The 23,289-nt window shown below is 43.3% G+C and carries 20 protein-coding genes; 16 read left to right on the top strand and 4 right to left on the bottom strand.

The window, feature by feature from the left end; translation table 11 throughout:
• The 4 genes from MHB37_RS27370 (at position 1) to MHB37_RS27355 (ending at position 4,173) form a co-directional block, all read left to right on the top strand.
• Entirely contained in the window at positions 1-1,398 is a 1,398-nt protein-coding gene (locus tag MHB37_RS27370; protein WP_339244969.1) for an ADP-ribosylglycohydrolase family protein, read from the top strand.
• Positions 1,399-1,883: 485 nt separating this feature from the next.
• The gene (locus MHB37_RS27365) at positions 1,884-2,645 is read left to right on the top strand and encodes a methionine ABC transporter ATP-binding protein (RefSeq protein WP_405169626.1); all 762 of its coding nucleotides are present in this window, start codon (positions 1,884-1,886) and stop codon (positions 2,643-2,645) included.
• Entirely contained in the window at positions 2,638-3,300 is a 663-nt protein-coding gene (locus MHB37_RS27360) for a methionine ABC transporter permease (protein ID WP_036685560.1), read from the top strand. Before MHB37_RS27365 ends, MHB37_RS27360 begins: the two co-directional genes overlap by 8 nt.
• Positions 3,301-3,342: 42 nt before the next feature.
• Complete coding sequence (locus MHB37_RS27355) at positions 3,343-4,173, top strand: MetQ/NlpA family ABC transporter substrate-binding protein (protein ID WP_076308850.1); 831 nt, start codon at positions 3,343-3,345, stop codon at positions 4,171-4,173.
• Positions 4,174-4,261: 88 nt separating this feature from the next.
• Here MHB37_RS27355 and MHB37_RS27350 read toward each other — a convergent pair whose 3' ends face one another.
• The 4 genes from MHB37_RS27350 to MHB37_RS27335 all read right to left on the bottom strand — a co-directional run bounded on the left by MHB37_RS27350 (position 4,262) and on the right by MHB37_RS27335 (position 9,311).
• Entirely contained in the window at positions 4,262-6,796 is a 2,535-nt protein-coding gene (locus tag MHB37_RS27350; RefSeq protein WP_248549725.1) for an ABC transporter permease, read from the bottom strand.
• Entirely contained in the window at positions 6,793-7,491 is a 699-nt protein-coding gene (locus MHB37_RS27345) for an ABC transporter ATP-binding protein (protein ID WP_248549724.1), read from the bottom strand. Before MHB37_RS27345 ends, MHB37_RS27350 begins: the two co-directional genes overlap by 4 nt.
• A gap of 102 nt (positions 7,492-7,593) precedes the next feature.
• Positions 7,594-8,631: a sensor histidine kinase KdpD gene (locus tag MHB37_RS27340; RefSeq protein WP_076130303.1), complete on the bottom strand. Its 1,038-nt coding sequence runs from the start codon at positions 8,629-8,631 to the stop codon at positions 7,594-7,596.
• Positions 8,628-9,311, bottom strand: coding sequence for a response regulator transcription factor (locus MHB37_RS27335; protein WP_076130304.1), 684 nt, complete (start codon positions 9,309-9,311; stop codon positions 8,628-8,630). The genes MHB37_RS27340 and MHB37_RS27335 overlap by 4 nt, the downstream gene beginning before the upstream one ends.
• 348 nt (positions 9,312-9,659) lie before the next feature.
• Between MHB37_RS27335 and MHB37_RS27330 the strand changes: the two genes are divergently transcribed.
• The 12 genes from MHB37_RS27330 (at position 9,660) to zwf (ending at position 23,199) form a co-directional block, all read left to right on the top strand.
• Complete coding sequence (locus tag MHB37_RS27330; RefSeq protein WP_076130305.1) at positions 9,660-10,325, top strand: ABC transporter ATP-binding protein; 666 nt, start codon at positions 9,660-9,662, stop codon at positions 10,323-10,325.
• An 11-nt stretch (positions 10,326-10,336) separates the two neighbouring features.
• Entirely contained in the window at positions 10,337-12,838 is a 2,502-nt protein-coding gene (locus tag MHB37_RS27325) for an ABC transporter permease (protein ID WP_405168718.1), read from the top strand.
• 22 nt (positions 12,839-12,860) lie between these two features.
• Complete coding sequence (locus tag MHB37_RS27320) at positions 12,861-15,374, top strand: ABC transporter permease (protein WP_405168717.1); 2,514 nt, start codon at positions 12,861-12,863, stop codon at positions 15,372-15,374.
• A gap of 269 nt (positions 15,375-15,643) precedes the next feature.
• Positions 15,644-15,949 (top strand): LiaF transmembrane domain-containing protein, encoded by a 306-nt coding sequence (locus MHB37_RS27315; RefSeq protein ID WP_076130307.1) that lies wholly within the window; start codon positions 15,644-15,646, stop codon positions 15,947-15,949.
• A 44-nt stretch (positions 15,950-15,993) separates the two neighbouring features.
• Entirely contained in the window at positions 15,994-16,671 is a 678-nt protein-coding gene (locus MHB37_RS27310) for a PspA/IM30 family protein (RefSeq protein ID WP_036685541.1), read from the top strand.
• A 4-nt stretch (positions 16,672-16,675) separates the two neighbouring features.
• Positions 16,676-17,143: a PspC domain-containing protein gene (locus MHB37_RS27305; RefSeq protein ID WP_036685653.1), complete on the top strand. Its 468-nt coding sequence runs from the start codon at positions 16,676-16,678 to the stop codon at positions 17,141-17,143.
• Positions 17,144-17,146: 3 nt separating this feature from the next.
• The gene (locus MHB37_RS27300; RefSeq protein WP_036685540.1) at positions 17,147-17,851 is read left to right on the top strand and encodes a PspA/IM30 family protein; all 705 of its coding nucleotides are present in this window, start codon (positions 17,147-17,149) and stop codon (positions 17,849-17,851) included.
• 197 nt (positions 17,852-18,048) lie between these two features.
• On the top strand, positions 18,049-18,696 hold the full coding sequence (liaF, locus tag MHB37_RS27295) for a cell wall-active antibiotics response protein LiaF (protein WP_036685537.1): 648 nt from the start codon (positions 18,049-18,051) through the stop codon (positions 18,694-18,696).
• A 31-nt stretch (positions 18,697-18,727) separates the two neighbouring features.
• Positions 18,728-19,762: a sensor histidine kinase gene (locus tag MHB37_RS27290; protein WP_076130326.1), complete on the top strand. Its 1,035-nt coding sequence runs from the start codon at positions 18,728-18,730 to the stop codon at positions 19,760-19,762.
• An 18-nt stretch (positions 19,763-19,780) separates the two neighbouring features.
• Positions 19,781-20,434, top strand: coding sequence for a response regulator transcription factor (locus MHB37_RS27285; RefSeq protein WP_036685532.1), 654 nt, complete (start codon positions 19,781-19,783; stop codon positions 20,432-20,434).
• Positions 20,435-20,627: 193 nt separating this feature from the next.
• Positions 20,628-21,443 (top strand): YwmB family TATA-box binding protein, encoded by an 816-nt coding sequence (locus tag MHB37_RS27280; RefSeq protein ID WP_405168716.1) that lies wholly within the window; start codon positions 20,628-20,630, stop codon positions 21,441-21,443.
• A gap of 205 nt (positions 21,444-21,648) precedes the next feature.
• Entirely contained in the window at positions 21,649-23,199 is a 1,551-nt protein-coding gene (gene zwf / locus MHB37_RS27275; RefSeq protein ID WP_036685526.1) for a glucose-6-phosphate dehydrogenase, read from the top strand.
• Positions 23,200-23,289: the final 90 nt, after the last annotated feature.

The following is a 23,289-nucleotide window of genomic DNA, read 5'->3' as shown; positions in this document are numbered from 1 at the left end:
ATGGCAGGATGGGAGAGACTTCAAGAGACCGTGCAGTTTGAAATTGCTCAGCGTGGAGAAGAAGGTTGCGAGATTGATGGGTTCGCGGATAAGCTAGCGGCTGCTGGTGCCGATGAGCTCAAGCTGATGCAGGTATACAATGAGCTAATGGAGCTTACGATTAGTGAGGATTTTCCGTATCAAGAGCCATCCTCTCTGGAGGAGATTCGTCAACTACGTCCAGAAGGTCCACGTAAGCTTGAGGCGGACTGGAGCGAGGCAGAATGGAGAGATAAGTTCTATGGAGCCTGGCTCGGTAGAAGTGTCGGCTGCGCACTCGGGAAACCGCTGGAGTATTGGGACTATCTCTATGGGAAAGATGGCCGTTCGGGCTGGGAGAATATTGAGCTATGGTTTCAGGGTGCGGACGCCTGGCCAATTACTGGCTATACGCCTGGGCATTCACGGGCAGAGGCTGAATATGGTCTTGGCTTAAGTGAATGGACATATGCGAGTACCCGCGAGACGATCAAGTATATGGAAAGCGATGACGATATTCGCTACACTGTCCTGGGTCTTATGCTGCTGGAGCAGAAGGGTCTGAACTGGGATTCTTGGGATATCGGAAAGCTGTGGCATACACATTTAACATATAGTCAGGTGTGCACGGCGGAGACACAGTCATATATGAATTTTGCGCAGGAGACCTCTCATCTGCATGGCGAGAAGCCTGCGGATTGGCTGGTGCGGCAGGAAAGAGTGCGGATGCACTTAAACCCTTACCGCGAGTGGATTGGTGCCGCTATACGCGCAGATGGACTGGCTTATGGCGCAGCAGGTTATCCTGAGCTTGCGGCAGAACTAGGCTGGCGCGACGCTTCATTTTCACATGTGAAAAATGGTATCTACGGTGAGATGTTGAATGCGGCGATGATATCGGCAGCTTTTGCAGAGAAGGATAATGAACGGATCCTAGAGATAGGCCTTAGTGAGATTCCGCGTACCAGTCGTTTGGCCAGTGATGTTTTGCGGGGGATAGATATTGCGCAGAAGGCCAAAAGTGAGCGGGAGTTGGTTCGTAACATTTGGGATACTTTTAGCCACTATGATGCAGTCCATACAAATAATAATGCTGCTCTTGTAGCTGCGTCGCTTGTTTATGGCGGGAATGACTTTGAAAAAACAGTTGTCACTTCCGTATATGGTGGAATGGATACAGACTGTAACGGGGCTACTGTGGGCTCAATTATGGGAGCGAAGCTTGGAGCAAGTAAGTTGCCGGCTTCATGGATCGAACCGCTTCACGATAAGTTATATGCCGATCTGCCCGGATTTCATCCGATAGCGATTTCGGAATGTGCGGAACGCAGCTACCAAGTGTTCTTGAAGATTCGCAGAGAGCTTGGCGAAAAGGCATAAAAGATTTAGCGAGTATGGGACTCGATAGATCAGGGATTCAGGGATTACTATATGAATTATGGGATGTCTTAAGCTATTGGCTTAGACATCTTTTTTTGTGTAACAGCAGGTCTTTAATCACACTCCAACGAACCAAATGTAGCTTTAACTGCATTTCATACACTTAAAAAAACCAAATATGGCTATATTAACAGTGGAGCGTTTAGTGGTGGGGCAATAGGAGAATCATGATTTCAAGAGGGAAGGATTATCTTTGCTAACCCTTTTTATTTTATTAATAAATGTGTAAAAAGAGCCCGGTATAAAGGGGTTTTAGGTTTTCATCAACCTTCCTGGTATATCATTTAAAGAAAAATGATGACACAGCAGAAGAAATGTCTTATTATTTAAGGAGATTTTTAATAAAACAGATTTTAGAAAATTGTAATACAATGTCTCACTTGATGGAGGTTCATTATATAAGGGAAAGGAAGGGGGAGCTTCTAATACTGTCGCTGAGTCGGGTAAGTAAAGGGTACAAGCTGAAGGAAGGCATCTATCAGGCTGTAGATGAGGTATCGCTGGAGGTAAAGCAGGGATCCATTCATGGGATCATTGGTGAGAGTGGTGCGGGGAAATCTACGCTGCTGCGACTGATGAATCTTCTGGAACAGCCGGATGAGGGAACGGTTACCGTAGATGGCCACAACCTGACCGAAATGCCTAGTAAAGCACTGCGTAAAGCAAGGCAAAAGATTGGAATGATCTTTCAACAATTTAATCTTGTTTATAACGTCACTGTAGAGCGGAATGTTTCGATCCCGCTGGAGCTGGCAGATGTCCCAAAGCATGAACGAATGAAGCGTGTGAAGGAGTGTCTGGATTTTGTTGGACTGGCAGATAAGGCAAAACAATATCCGGCACAGCTCAGCGGAGGACAACGTCAGCGTGTTGCGATTGCCCGCGCGCTAGCGAACAGTCCGGGAATATTACTGTGTGACGAGCCAACGTCCTCCCTGGACCCTGGAACCACTACAGATATCTTGAACGTGCTGAAGCATGTGAATTCAAGTCTTGGAGTAACGGTTGTCATTGTTACGCATGAGATGGATGTTGTCAAAAGCATATGTACTCATGTATCGGTGATGGAAAAAGGGCGCATTGTAGATTCGTTCTCTCGTAAAGACGGTGAATTCCGTCCAGCGGCAGCCAGTACCGGGACATACCGCGATCAGATTCTTGGTAAAGCGGGGGAAGATCATGTTTGATAGTGTACTTCAATATCAGGCACAGATGTGGGATTCGATTGGTGAAACCTTTGTGATGGTTGGTATTTCTGTTGGAGCGGCAGTGCTGCTGGGGCTTCCACTGGGTACCTTGTTGTTTTTTTTCCGAAAAGGGCAGCTTTATGAGAATACAACATTGTCTCTGGTGCTCAACAGTATCGTTAATATTATCCGCTCTTTTCCGTTCCTGCTGCTGGTCGTTGCGCTAATTCCAGTCACTCGTTTCCTGGTCGGGACCGCCATTGGTACGATTGCAGCAGCGGTTCCATTATCTATAATCGCTATTGCCTATTATGCTCGGTTAGTGGAGCAGTCGTTGCTGGAGGTTCCTAAAGGGGTCATTGAAGCAGCATTATCGATGGGAGCCTCGAAGCTGGGCTTGATCTTTAAATTTCTGTATGTGGAAGCTCGTTCGGGTCTAGTCCTTGGACTTACTACTTCTACAATTAGCTTTATCTCCTTCTCGACCGTGATGGGAGTTGTTGGTGGGGGAGGGGTTGGTGATTTCGCTATCCGTTATGGTTATCAGCGTTTTGAGACGGAAGTGATGATCTATGCCATTCTAGTGATGATTGTATTAGTCCAATTGGTTCAGTTCACCGGGGGGACTATCGCAAGGCTGTTGGATAAGCGGTAATACAAAATAGTTCAATATATAAACTGGGGGTTAGTAGTACTAATGAAAAAATCAATGATACTTGTGCTTACATTAATGGTATTGGTCGTAGCGGGTTGTGGCTCTAATAAAGCAGCCGAGAACAATACTGCAAAAGGTAGTAATGATGAGTTAACCAAATTAAAGATCGCTACACTGATCCCACCTATGACAGAAATTCTGGATATTGTGAAGCCGCTCCTGAAGGAAGATGGCATTGATCTGGAGATCGTTGTTCTCTCTGATAATGTGCAGCCTAATGAGGCGTTGGCTAATAAAGAAGTAGACGCTAACTTTTTCCAACACGTTCCTTATATGAAGCAATATAATGAAAGCAAAGGCTCTAATCTGGTAGAGGTACAGCCTGTTTATGACGCTATTTATGGCGGATACTCCAAACGTTATAAGACTATAGCTGATCTTCCTGAAGGGGCTACGCTTGTAATGGCTAATGATCCATCTAACATCGGCCGTTCATTGCAAATGTTCGCTGCAGCTGATCTTATTAAGCTAAAAGAAGGCGTAGGCATTCAAGCCACACAAGCAGACATTACTGAAAATCCAAAAAAATTCAAGTTTGAAGAAGTCGATCTCTTAATGCTGGCCCGTATGCTTGATGATGGCGATCTGGTAGCCATGACTCCGGCTTATGCGAGCCCACTAGGATTGACACCGAAGAAAGATGCACTGATTACGGAAGGCGAAGATTCCGAATTCACAATTACTTTGGTGGCACGTGAAGATAACAAGGACTCTGACGCCATTCAAAAGCTGGCTAAACGGATCAGCGGTCCTGAAGTGAAAAAGTTCCTTGAGGATAATTACGCGGATATTGCGTTGCCTGCGTTTAAATAAGCTGAATATGGATCTATAAAAAAGGGCAGCCCGGCGATATTTACCGGGCTGCCCTTTTTGTAATAGGAGTATTTAGGTGTGTCTTACATTACTCGGCTTCTCTCAGCCGTTCCACAATGGATGCTTGGGATAACGTTTTATAGGCTCTCAGTGTCACTGTGTAAGCGAGAATTAACAAAATAGGAACGGTGAGGATAAACGGCAGCCAACTCATCTGAAATACCATAAAGGCCATATTATCCGTGATGTTTTTGGAAAGGTTATAGGTCAGCAATACACCTAATGTTGAGGTTATGAGGACGGTTAGCAAAACGGTGTAGAATCCTTCAAGGATCAGCATACGTTTTAGCTGCTTTTTGGTCATGCCAATACTCTCCAGCATGGCAAGTTCATTCCGGCGGGAGACTACCCCGGTGAGTACAGTGTTGATATAATTCAGCACCCCGATTAGAGCAATGACCAGGCTAAGCCCATACCCGACGGTTTGAAAAATGCGAATGAATCCACCGAGCTCATCCTTGTAATCCTCCCTTGATTTTAAAGTTAATTCATCAGTTGAATCTGTTAAAGCTTTGACCACTTGTTCTACCTGGTCCAGCTTAGTCGGATCGACATGTAGTGTGGCTGAAACGATATTGGCTGGATCTGTACCCTTCGGCATTTCCTTCTGCAGCTCCGAAGCAGGGAGGAAGATGTTGTAACCTAACATAGAGTAAGATTTTGTTGTGGCAGCATATACTGCATCATGTTTTACTACTGCCATCACTTCATAAGATTTATCCGACTTCTCGAAAGTGACTGTATCTCCAGGATGATAATAGGTGCGGTAGCTATCTTCTTCTATAAACATGGCCTCAGATATGACCGCATATTTTCCTGAAGCAAACTTCTGCCTGTTAAACTCCCCTTCAATAATATCCTTGTCCACAAGATCATACCAGCCCGGATCTAATCCATATAAATGATTGTAGACCATCCCCCCCTTATCTAAAGTGGAGAGAAGATAAGGATGTGGGTCAGCAGCTGCCATTGGCTCCAAAATAGCCCGGACAGCATCATCGACAGGAGATGGAACATATCTGTGGTAAACCTTATCAACAGTTTCTACACCGTCAATTTTACTTAGATTGTTGGCGAATTCCTCTGAAAGCTTATATGGATCACCGTCTCGAGGTCCTGTAATACTGACTAGCACTTCATTCTGAACCACAAAATCACCGGAGATAAAGGCACGCAGATATTTATTCACATCCAGTGAGGAAATTACTGTAAAAATGGTACTGAACAAGATGATACTCAAGGAGAGTGAAGAGAGCATCAGGATCAGCTTCTTTTTGCTTCTGAACAGGTTGGAGAACGCCATGTTGTGAAGTTTTGCGCCATGTTTTGATTTTTTGGCATTCCGTTTTCCACCGCTGCTGACTCCGGCAAATTTTACAGCCTCTACCGGCGAGGTTCGCGAAGCCATTCGGCCCGGTTTGCTTGCGGCGATCCATACTGTCATAAACGAGAATGCTGCTGCACCAATAAATATCCACGGGCTAGCAGAATAGACATTATCAGTAGAACCGTTTAAAAATGAGGAGGCCATAGGGAGAATCAGCAGACCTAGCAGATACCCGAACCCCAATCCAAAAGGCAATGCGACGAGATAAAGTGACCGGGCCTGAATGGAGATGATCTTTTTCAGTTGTCGGGGTGTGGTACCGATGGTCTTTAGCAGCCCGTAAAATTTGACATCCCGCACGACGGAAATAAAAAAGATATTGTAGATTAGTAAATAGCCGCTCAGCATGGTGATAAGAATGACAACTGCATAAGGAATGATATTCAGTAGATTATCGGAGAGAGAAACACTTGTATAAGCCGGATTGACACCATAAGGTACATCCAGGCCGGTGTCCGTCAAAATCTTTTGTACCTTCTGTTCAATATTATAAGAATTATTAAACATCACCCCTAGACCTGCGGTGTTCACATAAGAACCCGTTGCCTCAGAGATGTCCGGGTCAATATGGGAAATGTTCTTCTGTGTAAATGCTTCGGATACAAAAGCCAATCCTGACATCGCCAAATTTTGATCGGTTTCGTAATATCCGGAGAGCTTAAAGTCTTGGCTTATGACTTTTTCACCAATGTCTATATCCAGCTTCACAGTCTGGCCTAACTCATGTTTTGCTCCTAGCAAGTCAAGCGCCCAAGTATTTAGGACGATTTCATTCTCTTGGGAGGGCAGTCCGCCGGCTATAAAGTTGATAAAACCGTGTTTGGCATAATTCTCGTCAATTCGAAGGACCTCTACCCGGTGATTCTTGAACAGACTGGTGCTTATATCGCCAACCTTAAGGAAGACGCCATACTCTTTGATGGATGGTTGATTCTTCAGCTTCTCCAACTCGGCAGGATTCAGATATTTGAAGCTTCCATGATAATCGCTGCCGGTAGTCTGCATTTGTGCGCGTTGCATCGATTTGTTAATACTGAGCGCCAAGGTAAACACGCTGGTGATCAAAAGCGTAGTCAGTACGATGGCACAGATGATAGTGAAATTGCGAGCACGGTTGGCTTTGAGGCTTTTTTTGGCTAAAGTAGCAATGGTCTTATGGTTATTCGTGCTGATCATGGCTGGCTCACTCCGGAGCTACGGAGTGAGCCAGTGAAAATGACGCCATCTTCAATACGGATAATACGGTCAGCAGTTTGAGCAATTTGTTCATTGTGTGTGATCATCACAATGGTTTGGTTGAATTTTTCACTCATCTGTTTAAGTAAAATCAGCACTTCTTGGCTTGTTTTGCTGTCCAGATTACCTGTAGGTTCATCTGCTAAGATGATTGAAGGTTTGGTCGCCAATGCTCTGGCTATTGCCACCCGTTGCTGCTGTCCGCCAGACAGATTAGAAGGTAGAGTATTCATCTTTTCCTGCAAGCCTAAAGTGCGGATGATTAGATCAAGATAAGTTTCGTCAATTTTGCCACCGTCCAGTTCAATGGGCAGCACAATATTCTCCCGCACATTTAGTATGGGTACCAAATTGTAATTCTGAAAAACAAACCCCACCGATCTGCGCCGAAAAATGGTCAGCTTCTCATCACTCATCGCAAAAATATCATTCCCGTCCACGTAAACCTTGCCCTCTGTTGCCCGATCTAATCCACCAAGCATATGAAGAAGGGTGCTTTTGCCGCTGCCGCTAGTGCCGACAATGGCGACAAACTCCCCTTTATCCACTGACAGTGATATACCGTCCAAAGCCTTAACGCTTGCGCCAACCTTTCCATAGTGTTTTTTTAAATTTTCAGTCTGTAGAATCGGCATAACTCTTCCCCTCCAATGAGATCTGTTTGTCCATGATTTAAGGGTAGCAAATCAATCTGACAGGAGAGTGTCTGAATTCTGACCATAATGACACATTCTATTTCAGCGCTGGGGCAGGTAAACAGAGAAGGTTGTACCTTTTCCAGTTTCAGAAATGACGTTGATATGGCCGCCTTGCGCCGTGATAATCTCTCTGGACAAAAACAACCCGATGCCGACCCCCTCGAATTCACGCGCTTGCTTTCCTCGGTAAAACCGCTTAAAGATGTGAGGGATTTCTTCGCTGGGGATTCCAAGTCCAGTATCGGTAAGGTGGAGACAGGTGAACATCTCGTTGCTTTCAGCAAGAACGGAAATTTGTCCGTTATGTGGTGTGTACTTCACAGCATTCTCGAGCAGGTTGAATAGTGCTTCACTTGTCCATTTGACATCGTGGCAGGCTAAGATGTGTGTCCCGCAGTCAATATTGATCGTAATTTGTTTGTTTTCCGCTTGTGCATAAATCTGGGATAAAGCCTGCGTCAGAGTTTGTATGAGCGGTTTCGCCTCAATCTGCTGTAGGGAGATCATTCCTGTTTCCAAACGTGATAATTTGATTAGAGACTGAATCAGCCAATCCAACTTATCTGACTGCGCTTTAATATGCTGTATGTAGTGCCGGACATTCTCATTTAGTCCGGGCATCTCTTCGAGCAACTGACTGAATACCATGATATTAGAGAGGGGGGTCTTGGTTTGATGGGAGATATCCGAGATCAGCTCTTTTATTTTGTTTTTCTCTGTTTGGATATTTCGTTCATTCGCCTTAGCCATCCCTATATACCGCTTTAGTTTATGTTCCATCGAAGACAGAGCGGTTTCTTCATAGTTAGTGAGTGGCGGCAGGTCATGTATAGCCCGTTCAATCGCAGTATCCAAGGTCTGTATATAGATTGCGATCTGGCGGTTCCATAACCAGACCCATACGGCTCCTGTCGCTAATATACAGATGATAAATAGAGAAGTCAGTTGGAGCAGAGTGGGGTCGAACCCGTACAGAAACATTATACTGCCGATAAAACAGGCCACTAGTATAAGGATGATCAGTAAAAAGAGCCTATGAATTTGCTTGAAATTAGCAGGTGGGCTATTGGTTTTCATGGTTTTTGCCCTTCAGTCCACATGTATCCAAGTCCGTAAATGGTCTTGATATATTTGGGTGCTGCCGGGTCATCCTCAAGTTTAGCACGCAGCCGTTTGATGGCTACTGTCAATGCGTTTTCATCCACAAATTCGGCATCCTTGCTCCAGATCTTGTCTATCAGCTGTTCTCGGGTCAAAATATTGCCCGTATTCGTCACCAGCAGCCGCAACAGTTTTTGCTCAGTTTTGCTCAGCTGGAGCGATTGTTTATTTTTGCTGTACTCCAGTTTCTCAAAATCGAGTTCTAACGGACCCAATGTTATTTTTCCAGTCCCTAGCGATTCCGTTCTTCTGAGCACTGCCATTACTCTGGCGCGAAGCACCATTAGGCTGAATGGTTTAGTGATATAGTCATCGCCCCCCAATGCAAAACCGGTGATAATGTCGGACTCCATATCATTGGCGGTTAGGAAAATAATGGGTACGCGTGAGGTCTTGCGAAGTTGCTCGCAATAGTCCAGCCCACTTCCGTCTGGCAGATTGATGTCCAGAATGATGAGATCAATAGGGTTAACTGCGAAAATATGCTCCGCCGCGGCAATATCGTAGGCTTGATGGATCATGACATTGTTTTGAGAAAGAGTGAGAGCGATCCCTTTATTTAAACTACGGTCGTCCTCAACGATCAGTATGTTCATAGTAATTCTCCTTTGTTTCTTATTTGATCATTATACATTCTCGGGATTTATTCGAAAGCGAGATTTTTATTTAGTAGACAGTTGAAAGTGGACTTTTCTTTATAATCTTTAAAAATGTTTTATTGTATATTAAATGTAATTTTCTAGAACAAATAGTTAGTATAGTCCTCAAAAAAAACATTGTAAACGAATTTTTTTATATAAAATAGTAAATTAATGGAATAAAGTGGATCTTGGAAAAAATGTCGAAGCACACACTATTTATTCTAGTTATTGGTATTGCAAGAAATTTCACGACGGTATGACACATGAAGAATCAGATATTCTAAAGAAATAGAGGGGTTGTGCATGAGTATATTAAAAGCTAACGACTTGAGAAAGTATTACGGTAGTGAACCAAACCCTGTCAAAGCGTTGGATGGCATAACAATGAGTGTGGAGCAAGGTGAATTTGTGGCTATCGTTGGGACTTCCGGCAGCGGTAAGTCTACGCTACTGCATATGCTCGGGGGCCTTGATAATCCTACCTCTGGCACCGTAGAAGTGAATGGGAAAGAACTGTCAAAGATGAACAGTGATCAGCTTACGATTTTTAGACGTAAAAATATCGGGTTCATTTTTCAAAATTATAATCTAATGCCGATACTTAATGTCTACGAGAATATCGTTCTGCCGATTGAACTTGATGGAAACAAGGTGGATAAGGAGTATGTGAACATCATTGTAAGGATGTTAGGACTGAAGGAGAAGCTGAATAATTTACCCAACAATTTGTCTGGGGGCCAACAACAGCGTGTAGCAATTGCAAGGGCTTTAGCGATGAAGCCCGCTATTATCCTTGCCGATGAGCCCACTGGAAATTTGGATAGTCAAACAAGTGAAGAGGTAATCAAGCTGCTGGAAATGACTAGTCACCAACTAAATCAAACAATCATTATGATTACACATAACAACGAAATTTCCTTGCGTGCTGATCGGATTCTCCGTATGGAGGATGGGAAAATCGTGGATTAGAGAGGGAAAAAATGTATAGAAATCATTCTTCATCCGTCATCCGAAAATTATTTCGGAGATACTATAAGGCAAACAAAACCAGAAATATTATATTGGCATGCGCCATCATTCTTACGACCATTCTGATTACAGCAGCTTGCAGCACATTTTACAGTTACTTGAAATTATCTAAACATCAAGAAATGAAAGAAACCGGGACAAGTGCTAATGTTATTTTGAGTCGTCCAACACAGAATCAATTAGATTTATTAAGTAAATTTGATATTTTAAAGCCTGAAATGAATATTCAAACCAAAATGGGATCACTTGTCAATAATAAGGGACAGGCTGGGATTGATATACAGATGATCAGTTCTACAAATTGGGAGGAATATAGCGGATCACTTGTAGATAATATGCAGGGTACCTATCCTGCTAAAGGCAATGAAATCATGATGTCAACATGGCTGTTGAATAGGTTGGGATACTCAAAGCCGCAGACTGGAATGGAGGTTTCATTGTCTGTTGCTATCAGTGATATTTCAAAAAACGGCGACGCAGAGGTTCAGAGCCTTCCCTTTACTCTGTCTGGATTCTATGAGGACACGGCAAATATCAATTCTGAAAACAATCGAATTGTCTTTTTTTCAGAAACATTTTTAAGAGAACATCCGCAGGAAGTGCCGAATCTTGTAGGGTTATTATTTAAAGATACCAGACATTATCACGATAAAATCGAGCAGATTCGAGCCTCCATTGATTTGGATGGAAATCAGCAGTTGATTCCTTCATATGACGGTAAATTGAATATGAATGTCAAGGATTCACTGGTTGCAGTAATAATGGTTTTATTTTTTATGTTTGATGGATACCTTATTATTTTCAACGTTGCGTATATCTCTATTACTCGAGACGTACGATTTTATGGGCTGCTGAAAATGCTGGGAATGACTAGTGCGCAAATCAAGCAAATTGTCTATTACAGTGTTGCTAAAGTAGCCTTTTTTGCCCTGCCTGTGGGGATGCTGTTGGGATGGGGGCTTTCATTTTACGTAGTGCCGCTTGCCTTATCTTCGTATGAGGGTTTCTCATCCATAGATAGGCAAGTCAACTTATGGGTGTTGCTCTTGGCCCTATTTTTCTCAGCGTTAACTCTATTTTTAAGCTATAGAGCACCTGCAAAGAAGGCAGGGAGAATTTCTCCGATTGAAGCGTCGAAACATACTGATACACAATCCGGAAAACAAAATTCAAGAGGTAGACATGGCGCGAAAATACCGTATATGTCGTTAAAAAATATACTCCGTAGTAAAAAAAGATTGCTTTTTGTTGTGTTAACGCTCTTCTTAGGCAGCACTGCACTTGTGGTGCTTTCCACATTTCTAAAATCCTTCAGTGCGGAGGAATACATCAATGCAGAGGTTAAATACGACATTGCTATGTATAACCAAATGACCAGAGCCAGTTTTAATCCAACAGAGGAGCAGCACTTTACTCCTGAGTTGTTGTCGCAAATTTCCGCAGTAAACGGGATCCGTGAACTCGAACGAACGACGGTAGTATCTATTTTCCAGCATTATTCAGATAGTACTCATGGTGAGTGGCTGCGAAATTACAATGAATTTCGTGCAGGTGTGAATGAGGAACTCAGAGATAAAAAACATTATGAGGAAGATCCTAAAACTAACTTTTGGGGTTTATTGATCGGCATTGATGATAAAAAACTGGAGGAGTATAACCGTACTGCTAAGAACCCGATTAATTTAAGCGACTTTTCCAAAGGGAAGATAGCATTGGTAACTGATATTAATGGGAATGGCATTCCAATAGGTGTACAGATACCCTTTACGGTAATTGACAACAACAAGAGCTATAAGGTGAAAATTGGCGGTCAAATGACGTTTGAACGTGATGCTATGAATAGTGGTGCTGCTCCATGGCTAATTGTGTCAAATAATGTTATCAACAAATATCATTCTGATGATGTGATTTACTCTATTAAGATTAATGCGCAAAAAGGAAAAGAACAGGATGTGTTGAATGAGGTCAAACTCCTTACAAGCGGAGACAGCAGCATTTCACGCACCTCAAAAATTGAACAGGCAAAAGCGTTTGCTGACTTAAAGCAGTCTTTTTCCAATCTTTCTATTGTTATCATTATCATTTTAAGCAGCATCGGTGTTTTGAATTTTATTAACACTATATTAGTAAGCATTGTATCCAGAAAACAGGAGTTTGCTGTTCTAGCATCTATTGGCGCGACGAAGAAGCAGATTAAATGGCTGATCACCTTTGAAGGAATCTGGTTTGCTCTAATTGCTTTTGTTCTTACATTAATAGTGGGTAGTGGCATTAGTTATCTGGTCTTTAATATATTGCATGAATATATAGGCTATGGAGTGTTTAGATATCCGGTTACCTCTTTAATCATATATTCGGGGGTTGTCTTGTTGATCTGTTCTATAATTCCTGGTTTGTTGTACAAATCTATTTCCCGTTCAAGTGTTATTGAACAGCTAAGACAAGCGGAATAATAATGCAAGGGAGGTGGGAACTTTGAAACACAATAGTGGAAAAACTATGAAAAAATTGGCAAAGCGCTCTCTTAAATCTAGCAAAAATTATTTTGCTATTCTGGCAATAGCCTTGGCTGCGATTATGTTCACCAGTGTATTTACTATTGCAGGGAGTTTGTTAGAGTCAATGAAAGACAACAAGATGAGAATCGCGGGGAGCAATGCTCATGGTGGATTTCATCAAATGTCTATGCCTGAGTATAAAAGAGTCTCTTCAGATTCAATGATTAAGGACATCTCCTATTCGGTTCTTATCGGTGATGCACAGGGGGCTGCCTTTTCTAAGTTACCTACAGAAGTGAGGTATGGTGAGGAAAAGTATGCAAAATGGGCGTATAGCTTACCACAGCTTGGAAACATGCCACAGCAAAAGAAGGACATAAGTGTAAGCACCTTGGTATTGGATGCGCTGGGTCTTCCCCATACATTAGGTCAATCCATTTCATTAACCTTCAAAACAGATAAAAAAACAATAACAGATACCTTTACCGTTTGTGGAATTTGGGATGGAAATCCGCTCTCTTGGCGTCAAAATATTTGGCTTTCTCGTGAATATGCAGATTTAATAGCTCCTGTGGCAACTGAACCATGGAACAACCGTCCCAATGTGTACTCAGGCTATATCAACAGTCAATTTTGGTTTTCGAATACGTGGGATATTGAAACGAAATCTGAACAACTTGCCAGCAGAAGTGATTTTGATGGTCAAATAACTGTTAACGCTTCTTATGATATTCTAGGATCTGAACCTCAAAATATACTTCTAGGTTTCCTTGTAATCACAGTGATTTTCTTAGCTGGATATTTGTTAATCTACAATATATTCTATATTTCAATTGCACAAGAAATTAAATCTTATGGTTTATTAAAAGTCATTGGGACAACCTCAAAACAAATCAAAAGAATGGTTCGTTATAAGGCAATATATCTTGCTTGTATCGGTATTCCTTTTGGACTAGTGATAGGTTGGACGATCGGTCGTTTTCTTGTTCCGGCTATTATCGATATTTTTGGTGAAGATATGCGCGTCGTAACAAGTGTACACCCGCTTATTTTTGCTATTGCCGCTATATTCAGCCTCTGCACAGTGTTATTAAGTTGCTTAGGGCCAGCAAAGGTTGCATCAAGGGTTTCTCCAATAGAAGCTCTAAGTTATGTTGAAGGAAAACAGGCGGGAGAACTAAGAAGAAAAAAGAAAAAAGCTCAACCAATAACATCCGTTCGTCTAGCAATGGCTAATTTAAAGAGGAACCCCCGAAAAGTGATCATCGTCACGCTTTCTTTTACACTTAGTTTGGTTATTCTTAATAGTACTTATGGTCTTGTGCATTCTTTTGATTTTAATAAGTTCATTGAGTTTCAGTCTGTTTCGGACTTTACGGTTGCTGATACTTCTATCATAAATAATTCGCCTCCATTTGATACTTCCGGTGTAAGCAATGAGTTCATAAAACAAGTAGAGTCATTGGACGGGCTTGAAAATAGCGGTAATGTTTATGTACTCCCTTTAACACAAAATTTAAGTGATCAGGTAATGTCTGCGCTGAAAAGAGAAGTCGGCTTGATGAATGAAAAGGACCAAGAGGAATTTCTGAGTTCTCAGGAAATGGTGAAACGGAGATCAATAGTGAATACATTTGGTTTCAGTGAGTGGCCGGCACAGATGATTCAAGTAAAGGAAGGAGCTTTGGATCAAAAACGCTGGGAGAACGGAGAGGGAATCTATGTTACTAACTGTAAGAAATTCCTAGATGGTACAAGCAGCATTTATCATCCGGGAGATAAAGTTAAAGTGAGTTTTGGAAACGGAAAGGAAAAGGAATATGAAGTGCTAGCCATTGTTGATTTTCCGGGAGCTATTCACTCAGTGGCATATTATGATATAGGATTAGAGTATTTGTTGCCTTCGGATGAACTGCTTGCCCATGCAGATTCTATGCTGCCAATGTATACAATCTTTAACGTAGATGATGAACATTTAACTCAGACAGAAAAATGGCTGGAGGACTATTGCTTACATACGGATACCGGATTGGATTTCTATTCGAAGAATACTTCTAGAGAAACCTTTCGTAGTTTAATCTTTATGTATGAGGTGGTAGGAGGTGCATTTTGTATTCTGCTAGGTGTTATTGGGATTCTGAATTTCATAAATTCCATGCAAACTTCTATTTTAACCAGAAAACGAGAAATTGCCATGCTGCAATCAATAGCCATGACGGATAAGCAGGTAAAAGAAATGCTTATCTTTGAGGGGGGCGGGTATGCCTTCCTAGGGCTGATGTTTTCGATTGTGCTAGGAAGCTTGGCAAATACTACCCTAGTACCCGCAATGGGAGCAGAACTTGATTATTTTACTTGGACTTTTACATTAACCCCTATTTTACTTAGTATAATCCCCTTTATGCTGGTCTCTATTGTAGTACCCGTTTTGTGTTACCACAGCATATCTAAGAAGACTATTATTGAAAGATTACGGAGCGAGGTTTTTTGATAAAGAGCCGCATAGTTAACCCTAAAGGAAAGTTCAAAAGGGCATCACCTATATAGGGTGGTGTCCTTTTAATTTTTGATGGGTGCATTCCCATTTATATGTGCAAAGGTTGGTTATGAGCTACAACTAGCCCAACAGTGGTCTGTAGTCGTACAGCTACCTCGACTAAGGTCCAGTACGAAAAACCGTCGTTGGTCTGTTTTGAAAGTCTGCGATTTACCCTAGAATAAGGCTATAAGGTTAAGGACAACGAAAGGCGGTGAGAAAAAATGCAAAGAAGACAAGGAAACGGATTAGCGGTTGTACTGATTGTGATTGGTGCGGTTATGCTGCTCGGCATTGCGCTTCCTCTGATCCACGGAATGTTCAGATTACTATTCCCGGTATTGCTGGTTGTTCTCGGGTACTACGGGATTAAGAGCGGACGCAAGATTATCGGTTGGGTGCTGATGTTCATTGGTGTGATGTCCCTGATCGCGAAGCTTTCCTGGATCATTGGACCACTTCTAGGAGTGGCGTTGATCGTCTGGGGCGTATCAGCATTAAAGGGCAGAAGTAACAAGGGTACTTATTAAGAAGCAATGTACTTAAACAAGAAGCAGGGAGGGAGCAGGAGATCATGAGTGTTTTTCGTCGCATGAGGGATATTACTGTAGCTAATCTAAACGAACGTCTGGAGCAAAGCCAAGATCCCGTGAAACTAATTGATCAATTTCTACATTCAACCCGTGAGGAAATCAGTGAAGCTGAAAGGCTGTACCAGCAATATGCTTCCCACACGAAGCAATTGCAGCAGCAAGTGAACCAAGCAACTGCCATGAGAAACAAACGTGAAGAGCAGGCGTTGTTGGCACTTAAAGCAGGCGAGGATCATCTCGCGAAGCTGGCTTTACAAGAAAAGATCATTCACGAGGAAAAACTGGAGCAATATAGCGGGCTGCTAGAACAGAGCAAGCAATCCTTGTTTGAACTTGAAGCACAGCTGAATGAGCTGAAAATAGAGTATCAAACGGTGTACAGCAAACGTCAGTATTATTCGGCACGAATGGAGTCGCTGCGATTGCAGCAACGGATGAATCAAAGAGCCAGTGCTTATGGCAACGGTGGTGATGTTCCCAAAATGTTCGGTCGTCTGGAAGATCAGATGTCGGATTGGGAATTAGAAGCAAAGAGCTTGCGTGATTTGCGGCGCATGGGACAGGAATATGCGGTGCAAGCGGGTGAGACCGTAGCGACCGTACTCGAAAGAGAAATGGCTCGCCTAAAGGAGAAACTGAACAATGGTGGAAAGGAGTAGCGCTATGAGTCGATTGTATCGTTCAACAAGAGATAAAGTGATGACGGGTCTTGCAGGTGGATTATCTGAGACACTCGGTATTGATTCCACGTTATTCCGGATTCTATTACTGGTCAGCATTCCGTTTACAGGTGGTGCGGTGATTCCGGTATACTTCATTGCAGCAATGGTCATTCCTAAGGAACCGACGCATTATAATCCATTTGGACCAGGGCCTGGGGCACCGGGTGGCCCATACGGCGGACCCTACTCAGGCAGACCGGAACATGGACACGGACCACAAGCTACTGGCGGATATGGACCTTATGGACGCCAGCCAAATTACAATCCTAATTTTGAGAAGAACAACGCTTATTCCGCACCGGACTCCGGTTTGGATGCGATGATGAAGGATATTGAGAAGAAGGCTTTGCAAAAAGAAGTAGAAGAACTCAAACAAAAACTGTCTAAATATGAGAAAGGGGAATTGTAAATCATGGGAGTATTTCAAAGAATTAAAGATATGACAAAAGCGTCGGTAAATGACTTGTTGGATAAGGTAGAGGACCCAATCGTAATGCTTAACCAATATCTGCGCGATATGGAGGCTGAAATTCACGAAGCAGAAGTAACAGTTGCTAAACAAATGGCTAACGAACGCCGTATGAAGCAACGTGTGGAAGAAGCAGCAAAAATGTCTGCACAACGTGGATCACAAGCTGAACTGGCACTGAAAAATGGCCAAGAAGAAGTAACTCGCAAGCTGTTGGAAGAAAAAATCTACTTTGACCAAAAGCAAGTGGAATACAGTGATCTTCACGCACAAGCTGAAGTACACGCTAAGGAATTAGTGCAACAACTGCATGACATGAAGGATGAGTTCTACAAGCTGCGCAACAAACGTAATGAGCTTGTATCCCGTGCTCAAATGGCTAAAGCTAAAAAACAAATGTCGCAAATCAGCAGCGTACATTCCATTGAAAGTGGCAGTGCATCACTCGGATTCCACCGGATGGAAGAGAAAATTATGCAGCTTGAGGCTGAAGCAGATGTAATGCGTGCACCTTACAGCCCATCCGCTGCTTATAGCAAACCCGTTGATGTTGAGAAGCAACTGAAAGTGGATGAGCAATTGGCACTACTGAAAAACAAGCTGAATGATACACCCGCGGCTCCTTCTCTAAACAAAAAAGAACAATAAATCCTGTTCCTAAAACTTGGACGGATATGATATGCTGGACAAGAAGAAGCCATACGGTATGGATCTCCATACCGATATGGCTTTTATAGCGGCTAGCTATAATATTTAACGGTGATAATATTCCTCATCATAGTGACGGATATCTAACCGATAGTATAAAATGAGTTTTGCTTCGCAAAACTTTTAGGAGGTGCGAAATGGATAAACGAAACCGTTTGATTGCCATCGGACTGATTGCTGTTGGCTGCATGATGATTTTTGGTAGATGGCTCGGCTTTTTCTCCATTGTCGCGCTTCTGTTCCTGCTGCTGGGAGTCTACCGTACGACATCAGGCAAAGTAAAGCAGGGCTATAAACTGCTCGGGATAGGTGCTGTATTGCTTTTGCTGGACCATTTGGTGCTCGTGCTGGGGATTTGTTTAATCTCACTTGGGATGTTTTTTACCAAATCCAAAAGAGTACAGCGTAAGGAAGGGTTTATGCAGAAACAGAACTTTTCATCCAGATTTGACTGGGACCGCTCACCTTGGGTGATGCACAGCCTTAGCTCTTGGCATGTACTGGGTGAGGCCGATGTGGATCTTTCATTAGCTATGGCGGATCATAAGGAAACGGTCATGCTGTTTCAAGGGATTTTTGGCGATATGGACATTAACCTGTCCGATGATTACGGCGTGGAAATTGAAGCTTTTGTGCTCTTTGGGTCCATTGAATTCGGCAACCAGCGAGATACAGGGATGTTGAACCGTCTGAATTGGAAATCAGCTAATTATGACAGCAGTGAATACAAAGTGAAATTTAGTGTTTCTTATTTAATGGGAGATCTAGATGTACGATTATCTTGAAAAGCTTGATAGAGAAGGGAGAGTCCCCCGCATGGAAAAAAAGAACAAAAACATGATATCACGCAGCATGGGTGAGGGGGCTCTGTTCTCTTTGGTCATGCTGCTTGTGATAATGTATGTCATGTATACATATGGCTATTTGAAGCCTTTTGAAAGCTGGAAATTTGGCGTGCGGACAGCCGTCACTCTAATTCTTCTGCCTATGGGCTTTGGGATTGGTTATGGCTTTTATCAGAGCTTTCGTGTGAAGCGGCAGTTGGAACGTCTTAGGCAGACCCTCGTATTATGGGAAAAGGGAAATTTGACGCTGTCCATGCCGGATCTAGGTGATGATGAGCTGGGAAGGCTTGGAGAACAGCTTGGCCGGATTAGCGGCAAATGGGAGAATCAAGTGACGACGCTGCAGCGGTTGTCCACGAATAACGCGAAGCTTGCGGAGCAGGCGCGGGTATCTGCTATTATGGAGGAACGGCAGCGGCTTGCGCGTGAACTGCACGACGCTGTTTCCCAGCAGCTATTTGCAATCTCCATGACTGCCACGGCGGTAGGCCGGACCTTGGAGAAGGATTTCGATAAAGCCCAGCGGCAAATTGCGCTTATAGAAGAAATGTCTGCCGTAGCCCAATCGGAGATGAGGGCATTGCTGCTGCATTTGAGACCTGTTTATTTGGAAGGAAAGGGCCTCGAACAAGGTCTACAGGAATTGATCAAGGAGCTTAAGATCAAGGTTCCAATCGAAATTGTATTTGAAATGGACCCTGATGTGCAGCTGTTAAAAGGGGTAGAGAATCACTTGTTCCGTATCGTCCAAGAGGCGATTTCTAATACACTTCGTCATGCGAAGGCAGAAAAAATGGAAATCCGGCTGCATAGACGGGGAGATACAGTTCGCTTGACGTTGCGTGATGATGGGATCGGCTTTGAGATGGACGACACCAAACAAGCTTCCTATGGTTTGTCGAACATGCAGGAGCGGATTAATGAAATCGGAGGCTCCATTCAGTTCATTACCGCTCCGGGTAAAGGGATGCGTATTGAGATTACCGTTCCGTTAGTCAATGAATAATAGGAGGAAAGAGTAACCATGGAGATGGAGGAAGCAATTAAAGTACTACTCGTAGATGATCATGAAATGGTACGGATCGGACTAGCAGCTGTTTTAGGTACCGAGGATGGAATTGAGGTCGTAGGTGAAGCTGGAAGTGGAGAAGAAGGCATTCGGCTGGCTCAGGAGTACAATCCCGATGTGGTCTTAATGGATCTCGTAATGGATGGTATGGATGGCATAGAAACGACTAAACAGCTGATGAAGCAGTACCCAGAGATCAAAGTTATTGTTCTTACAAGCTATTTGGACGATGAAAAGATGTATCCTGTTATTGAAGCGGGCGCTTTTAGTTACCTGCTGAAGACTTCGCGGGCTAGTGAAGTGGCGGATGCGATCCGCGCTGCGGCAAGAGGACAGTCCGTGCTTGAGTCACAGGTGGCCTCTAAAATGATGAACCGTTTTAGAAACAATGCAAAAGGAGAATCACCTGCTTATAAAGAGCTTACGGAGCGCGAGATGGAAGTATTACGTCTGTTGGCGCAAGGTAAATCCAATCAGGATATTGCCGATCAACTAATTATTGGAATCAAAACTGTGAAATTTCATGTGACGAATATTCTCGCGAAGCTGGGCGTGGAAGACCGGACCCAAGCAGCAATTTATGCATATAAAAATGGACTAGCTGAATAACAATAAAGGACTGAAGCCTCTGCTTCAGTCCTTTTTATTGTACAAGAAAGTGTGTTTTGGGGCTCCCGCAAAGTACTTGAGTACGCATCGAAGTATAAACCCTCACTTGGTGGGGATATTTCAGGTATAGAATCTCCTAATTCGAACATACTGTCTAGTAGATTGCTAGAGAGGTTCGAAGGGAGAATGACATATGCGGAAGATGAAGCTGAACAACGGAACAAAAAAAAGGACTTTTTTTATAATGATAATCGTGTGCTGCGCTGCGGCTCTGCTAGTTAATCTGCAAAGTGTTAAAGCGAATTCAACCGTTCTTGATGAGGGCGTTAACCAAGCTTCAACAGGAGCCGAACTGAATCATGCTCTTGTGAGTTTAATTGATCTCGGAAAAGAAACAACCGTTTCTGAATCACCGCTGCGTTTAGTGTTAAAGTGGCAGGGAGAAAGCAGCAATTACGCGGATCTGTCTGCCGAAGTTGCTAAGCTAAGCACAAGTCTCGGATTGAATGTACCGTCAGGTACTGAGGAAGATGGACATATGACGTATCATACAGTAGCTGTAAAACCATATGAATCGCGGCTCTCCTTATTTTGGAGTGAGCTTAGCGAAGGCAACAGTTATGTGATTGTAACGTTAGAAGCGGCTGATCTGCAAAATGAAGCCAGCTTTCAAGCGGCTGCTCGTGAAGTAAGTATGATTCTTGAACAGAATAAAATTAAGGTGGAATGGAATGTATCCCTTCAAGGAAGCGCGCAAGAACAGGGAGCACCTGAAAAAGTTCTAACACAGACGGAGTCATTGATGCATGACCGGTTTGAAGCTGTGACCGGAGGAGAAAGCTACAAGGATATCTCAACGGTTAGCCGTACGTATTCGATTCCTAATTTGAATCGTTCTGTGATGAGTGGAAATCAGTCAGTTTCTGCCCAAATCGCAGTGCATCATGAAGATCAGAAGGGGACAAACCGCGTAACTATAGGCTTTCCTTTAATAACCATCGAATATTGACATTTTTCTCTTATATAAGCGCAGATATAGTTAATAATAAGAAATATTAATTGAAATTTGCGAAATCCCGAGAGTATTTGTCAGGAATGTGATAGCATCCTTTTTAGGAATATGCTAAAATGACATAACGTCGTTATTCACCTTATGTTAGTACCGACGCTGAGCATGTCAATAAACTATATTACATACAGAAAGATGAGGAGCCATGGCTGAAAATCAAACCCTTGATGCACTGCACACACCCGGTGCTGTCTTTTTTATCTTTGGGGCAACCGGAGACTTAGCCCGGCGTAAGCTTTTCCCGGCGATTTACAGCTTGTACCGTGAAGGTAAGCTGGCACAAGATTTTGCGGTAATTGGCGTGGCGCGGCGCCCGCGTACTCAGGAAGAATTTAGAAGTGATGTGAAGGAATCCATCCTTGAATTCTGCCGTTACAAAGCGGGAGAAGAAAGCGAATGGAATGAGTTTGTTCAGCATTTCGAATACAAATCTCTGGACATTAACAATATTGATGGTTTCCGCGAGTTAAGAGCACAAACTGAAGTTCTTGAAGAGAAATTCAGTATTCCGGGCAATCGGATGTTCTATCTTGCGCTGGCGCCTGAATTGTTCGGCAGTGTCTCCTTCAATCTTAAAGCTGGCGGGATGCTGGATAGTACGGGTTGGAATCGCCTCGTAATTGAGAAGCCTTTTGGTTATAATCTAGAGTCGGCTGAACAGCTGAACGAACAGATTCGTCAGGTCTTCAAAGAAGAGGAAATTTACCGGATTGACCACTATCTTGGTAAAGAAATGGTACAGAATATCGAAGTGATTCGTTTTGCTAATGCTTTTTTCGAACCGCTCTGGAATAATAAACATATTGCCAATATTCAAATTACACTTGGCGAAACCGTAGGTGTAGAAGAACGCGGTGGTTACTATGACCATGCGGGAGCCTTACGGGACATGGGCCAGAATCATATACTGCAACTGCTGACTATGATTGCTATGGAACCACCAAGCCGTCTGCTCGCAGAAGATATTCGTGATGAGAAAGTGAAGGTACTTCGTTCCCTTCGTCCTTATGCGACATCTGATGAGGTGCGTGAGAATGTCGTAAGAGCACAATATATTCAAGGCTTACACCAAGGCAAAACCCTTCCTGCTTACCGTCAGGAAGATAAGGTTGACCCTGAGTCGAATACAGAGACGTATTTTGCTGCCCGTGTATTTGTAGATAACTTCCGCTGGGCTGGAGTTCCTTTCTACATCCGTACAGGTAAACGTCTCCCAGTGAAGACGACGGAAGTGGTAGTTGAGTTCAAAGGTATGCCAACCAACGTTTATTTGGGACAAAAGCATAAACTTGAGCCTAACCTCCTTGTAATCCGTGTGAACCCAATGGAAGGCATTTATGTAAAGATTAATGCCAAGAAACCGGGTTCAGAGTCTGAGATTCAACCGCTGGCAATGGACTTCTGTCAGAGCTGCCTGGTTGGAATCAATTCTCCTGAAGCATATGAGCGCTTGCTACATGATGCCGCACGCGGCGATTCCACTTATTTCACTCGTTGGGATGAGGTATCCTCGGCATGGTCATTCGTGGATCGTATTGCGAAAGCATGGAGCGAAGAGTCTAGCGACTTATCTTCTTATCCTGCTGGCTCTTGGGGTCCAGTGGAAGCAGATGAACTGCTTGCTAAAGAAGGTTTCCATTGGTGGCCTGTAAACGGCCAAGATGAAGATAATGTGGTTTGGCTGAAGAATAACTAAACCTTGAGTTAATGCTATCTCCCTGCAGAGGATGCAGGGAGATTTTTTGTAATGCTAAGATCTAAAAGATCGGACTTCAGACGGTGTTTG

This window comes from Paenibacillus sp. FSL H3-0286 (assembly GCF_045040705.1).
In the GTDB taxonomy this organism is placed as follows: Bacteria; Bacillota; Bacilli; order Paenibacillales; family Paenibacillaceae; genus Paenibacillus_AQ; species Paenibacillus_AQ odorifer.
The sequence above is the reverse complement of the archived record's forward strand: the minus strand, read 5'-3'. Positions and strand labels throughout refer to the sequence as shown.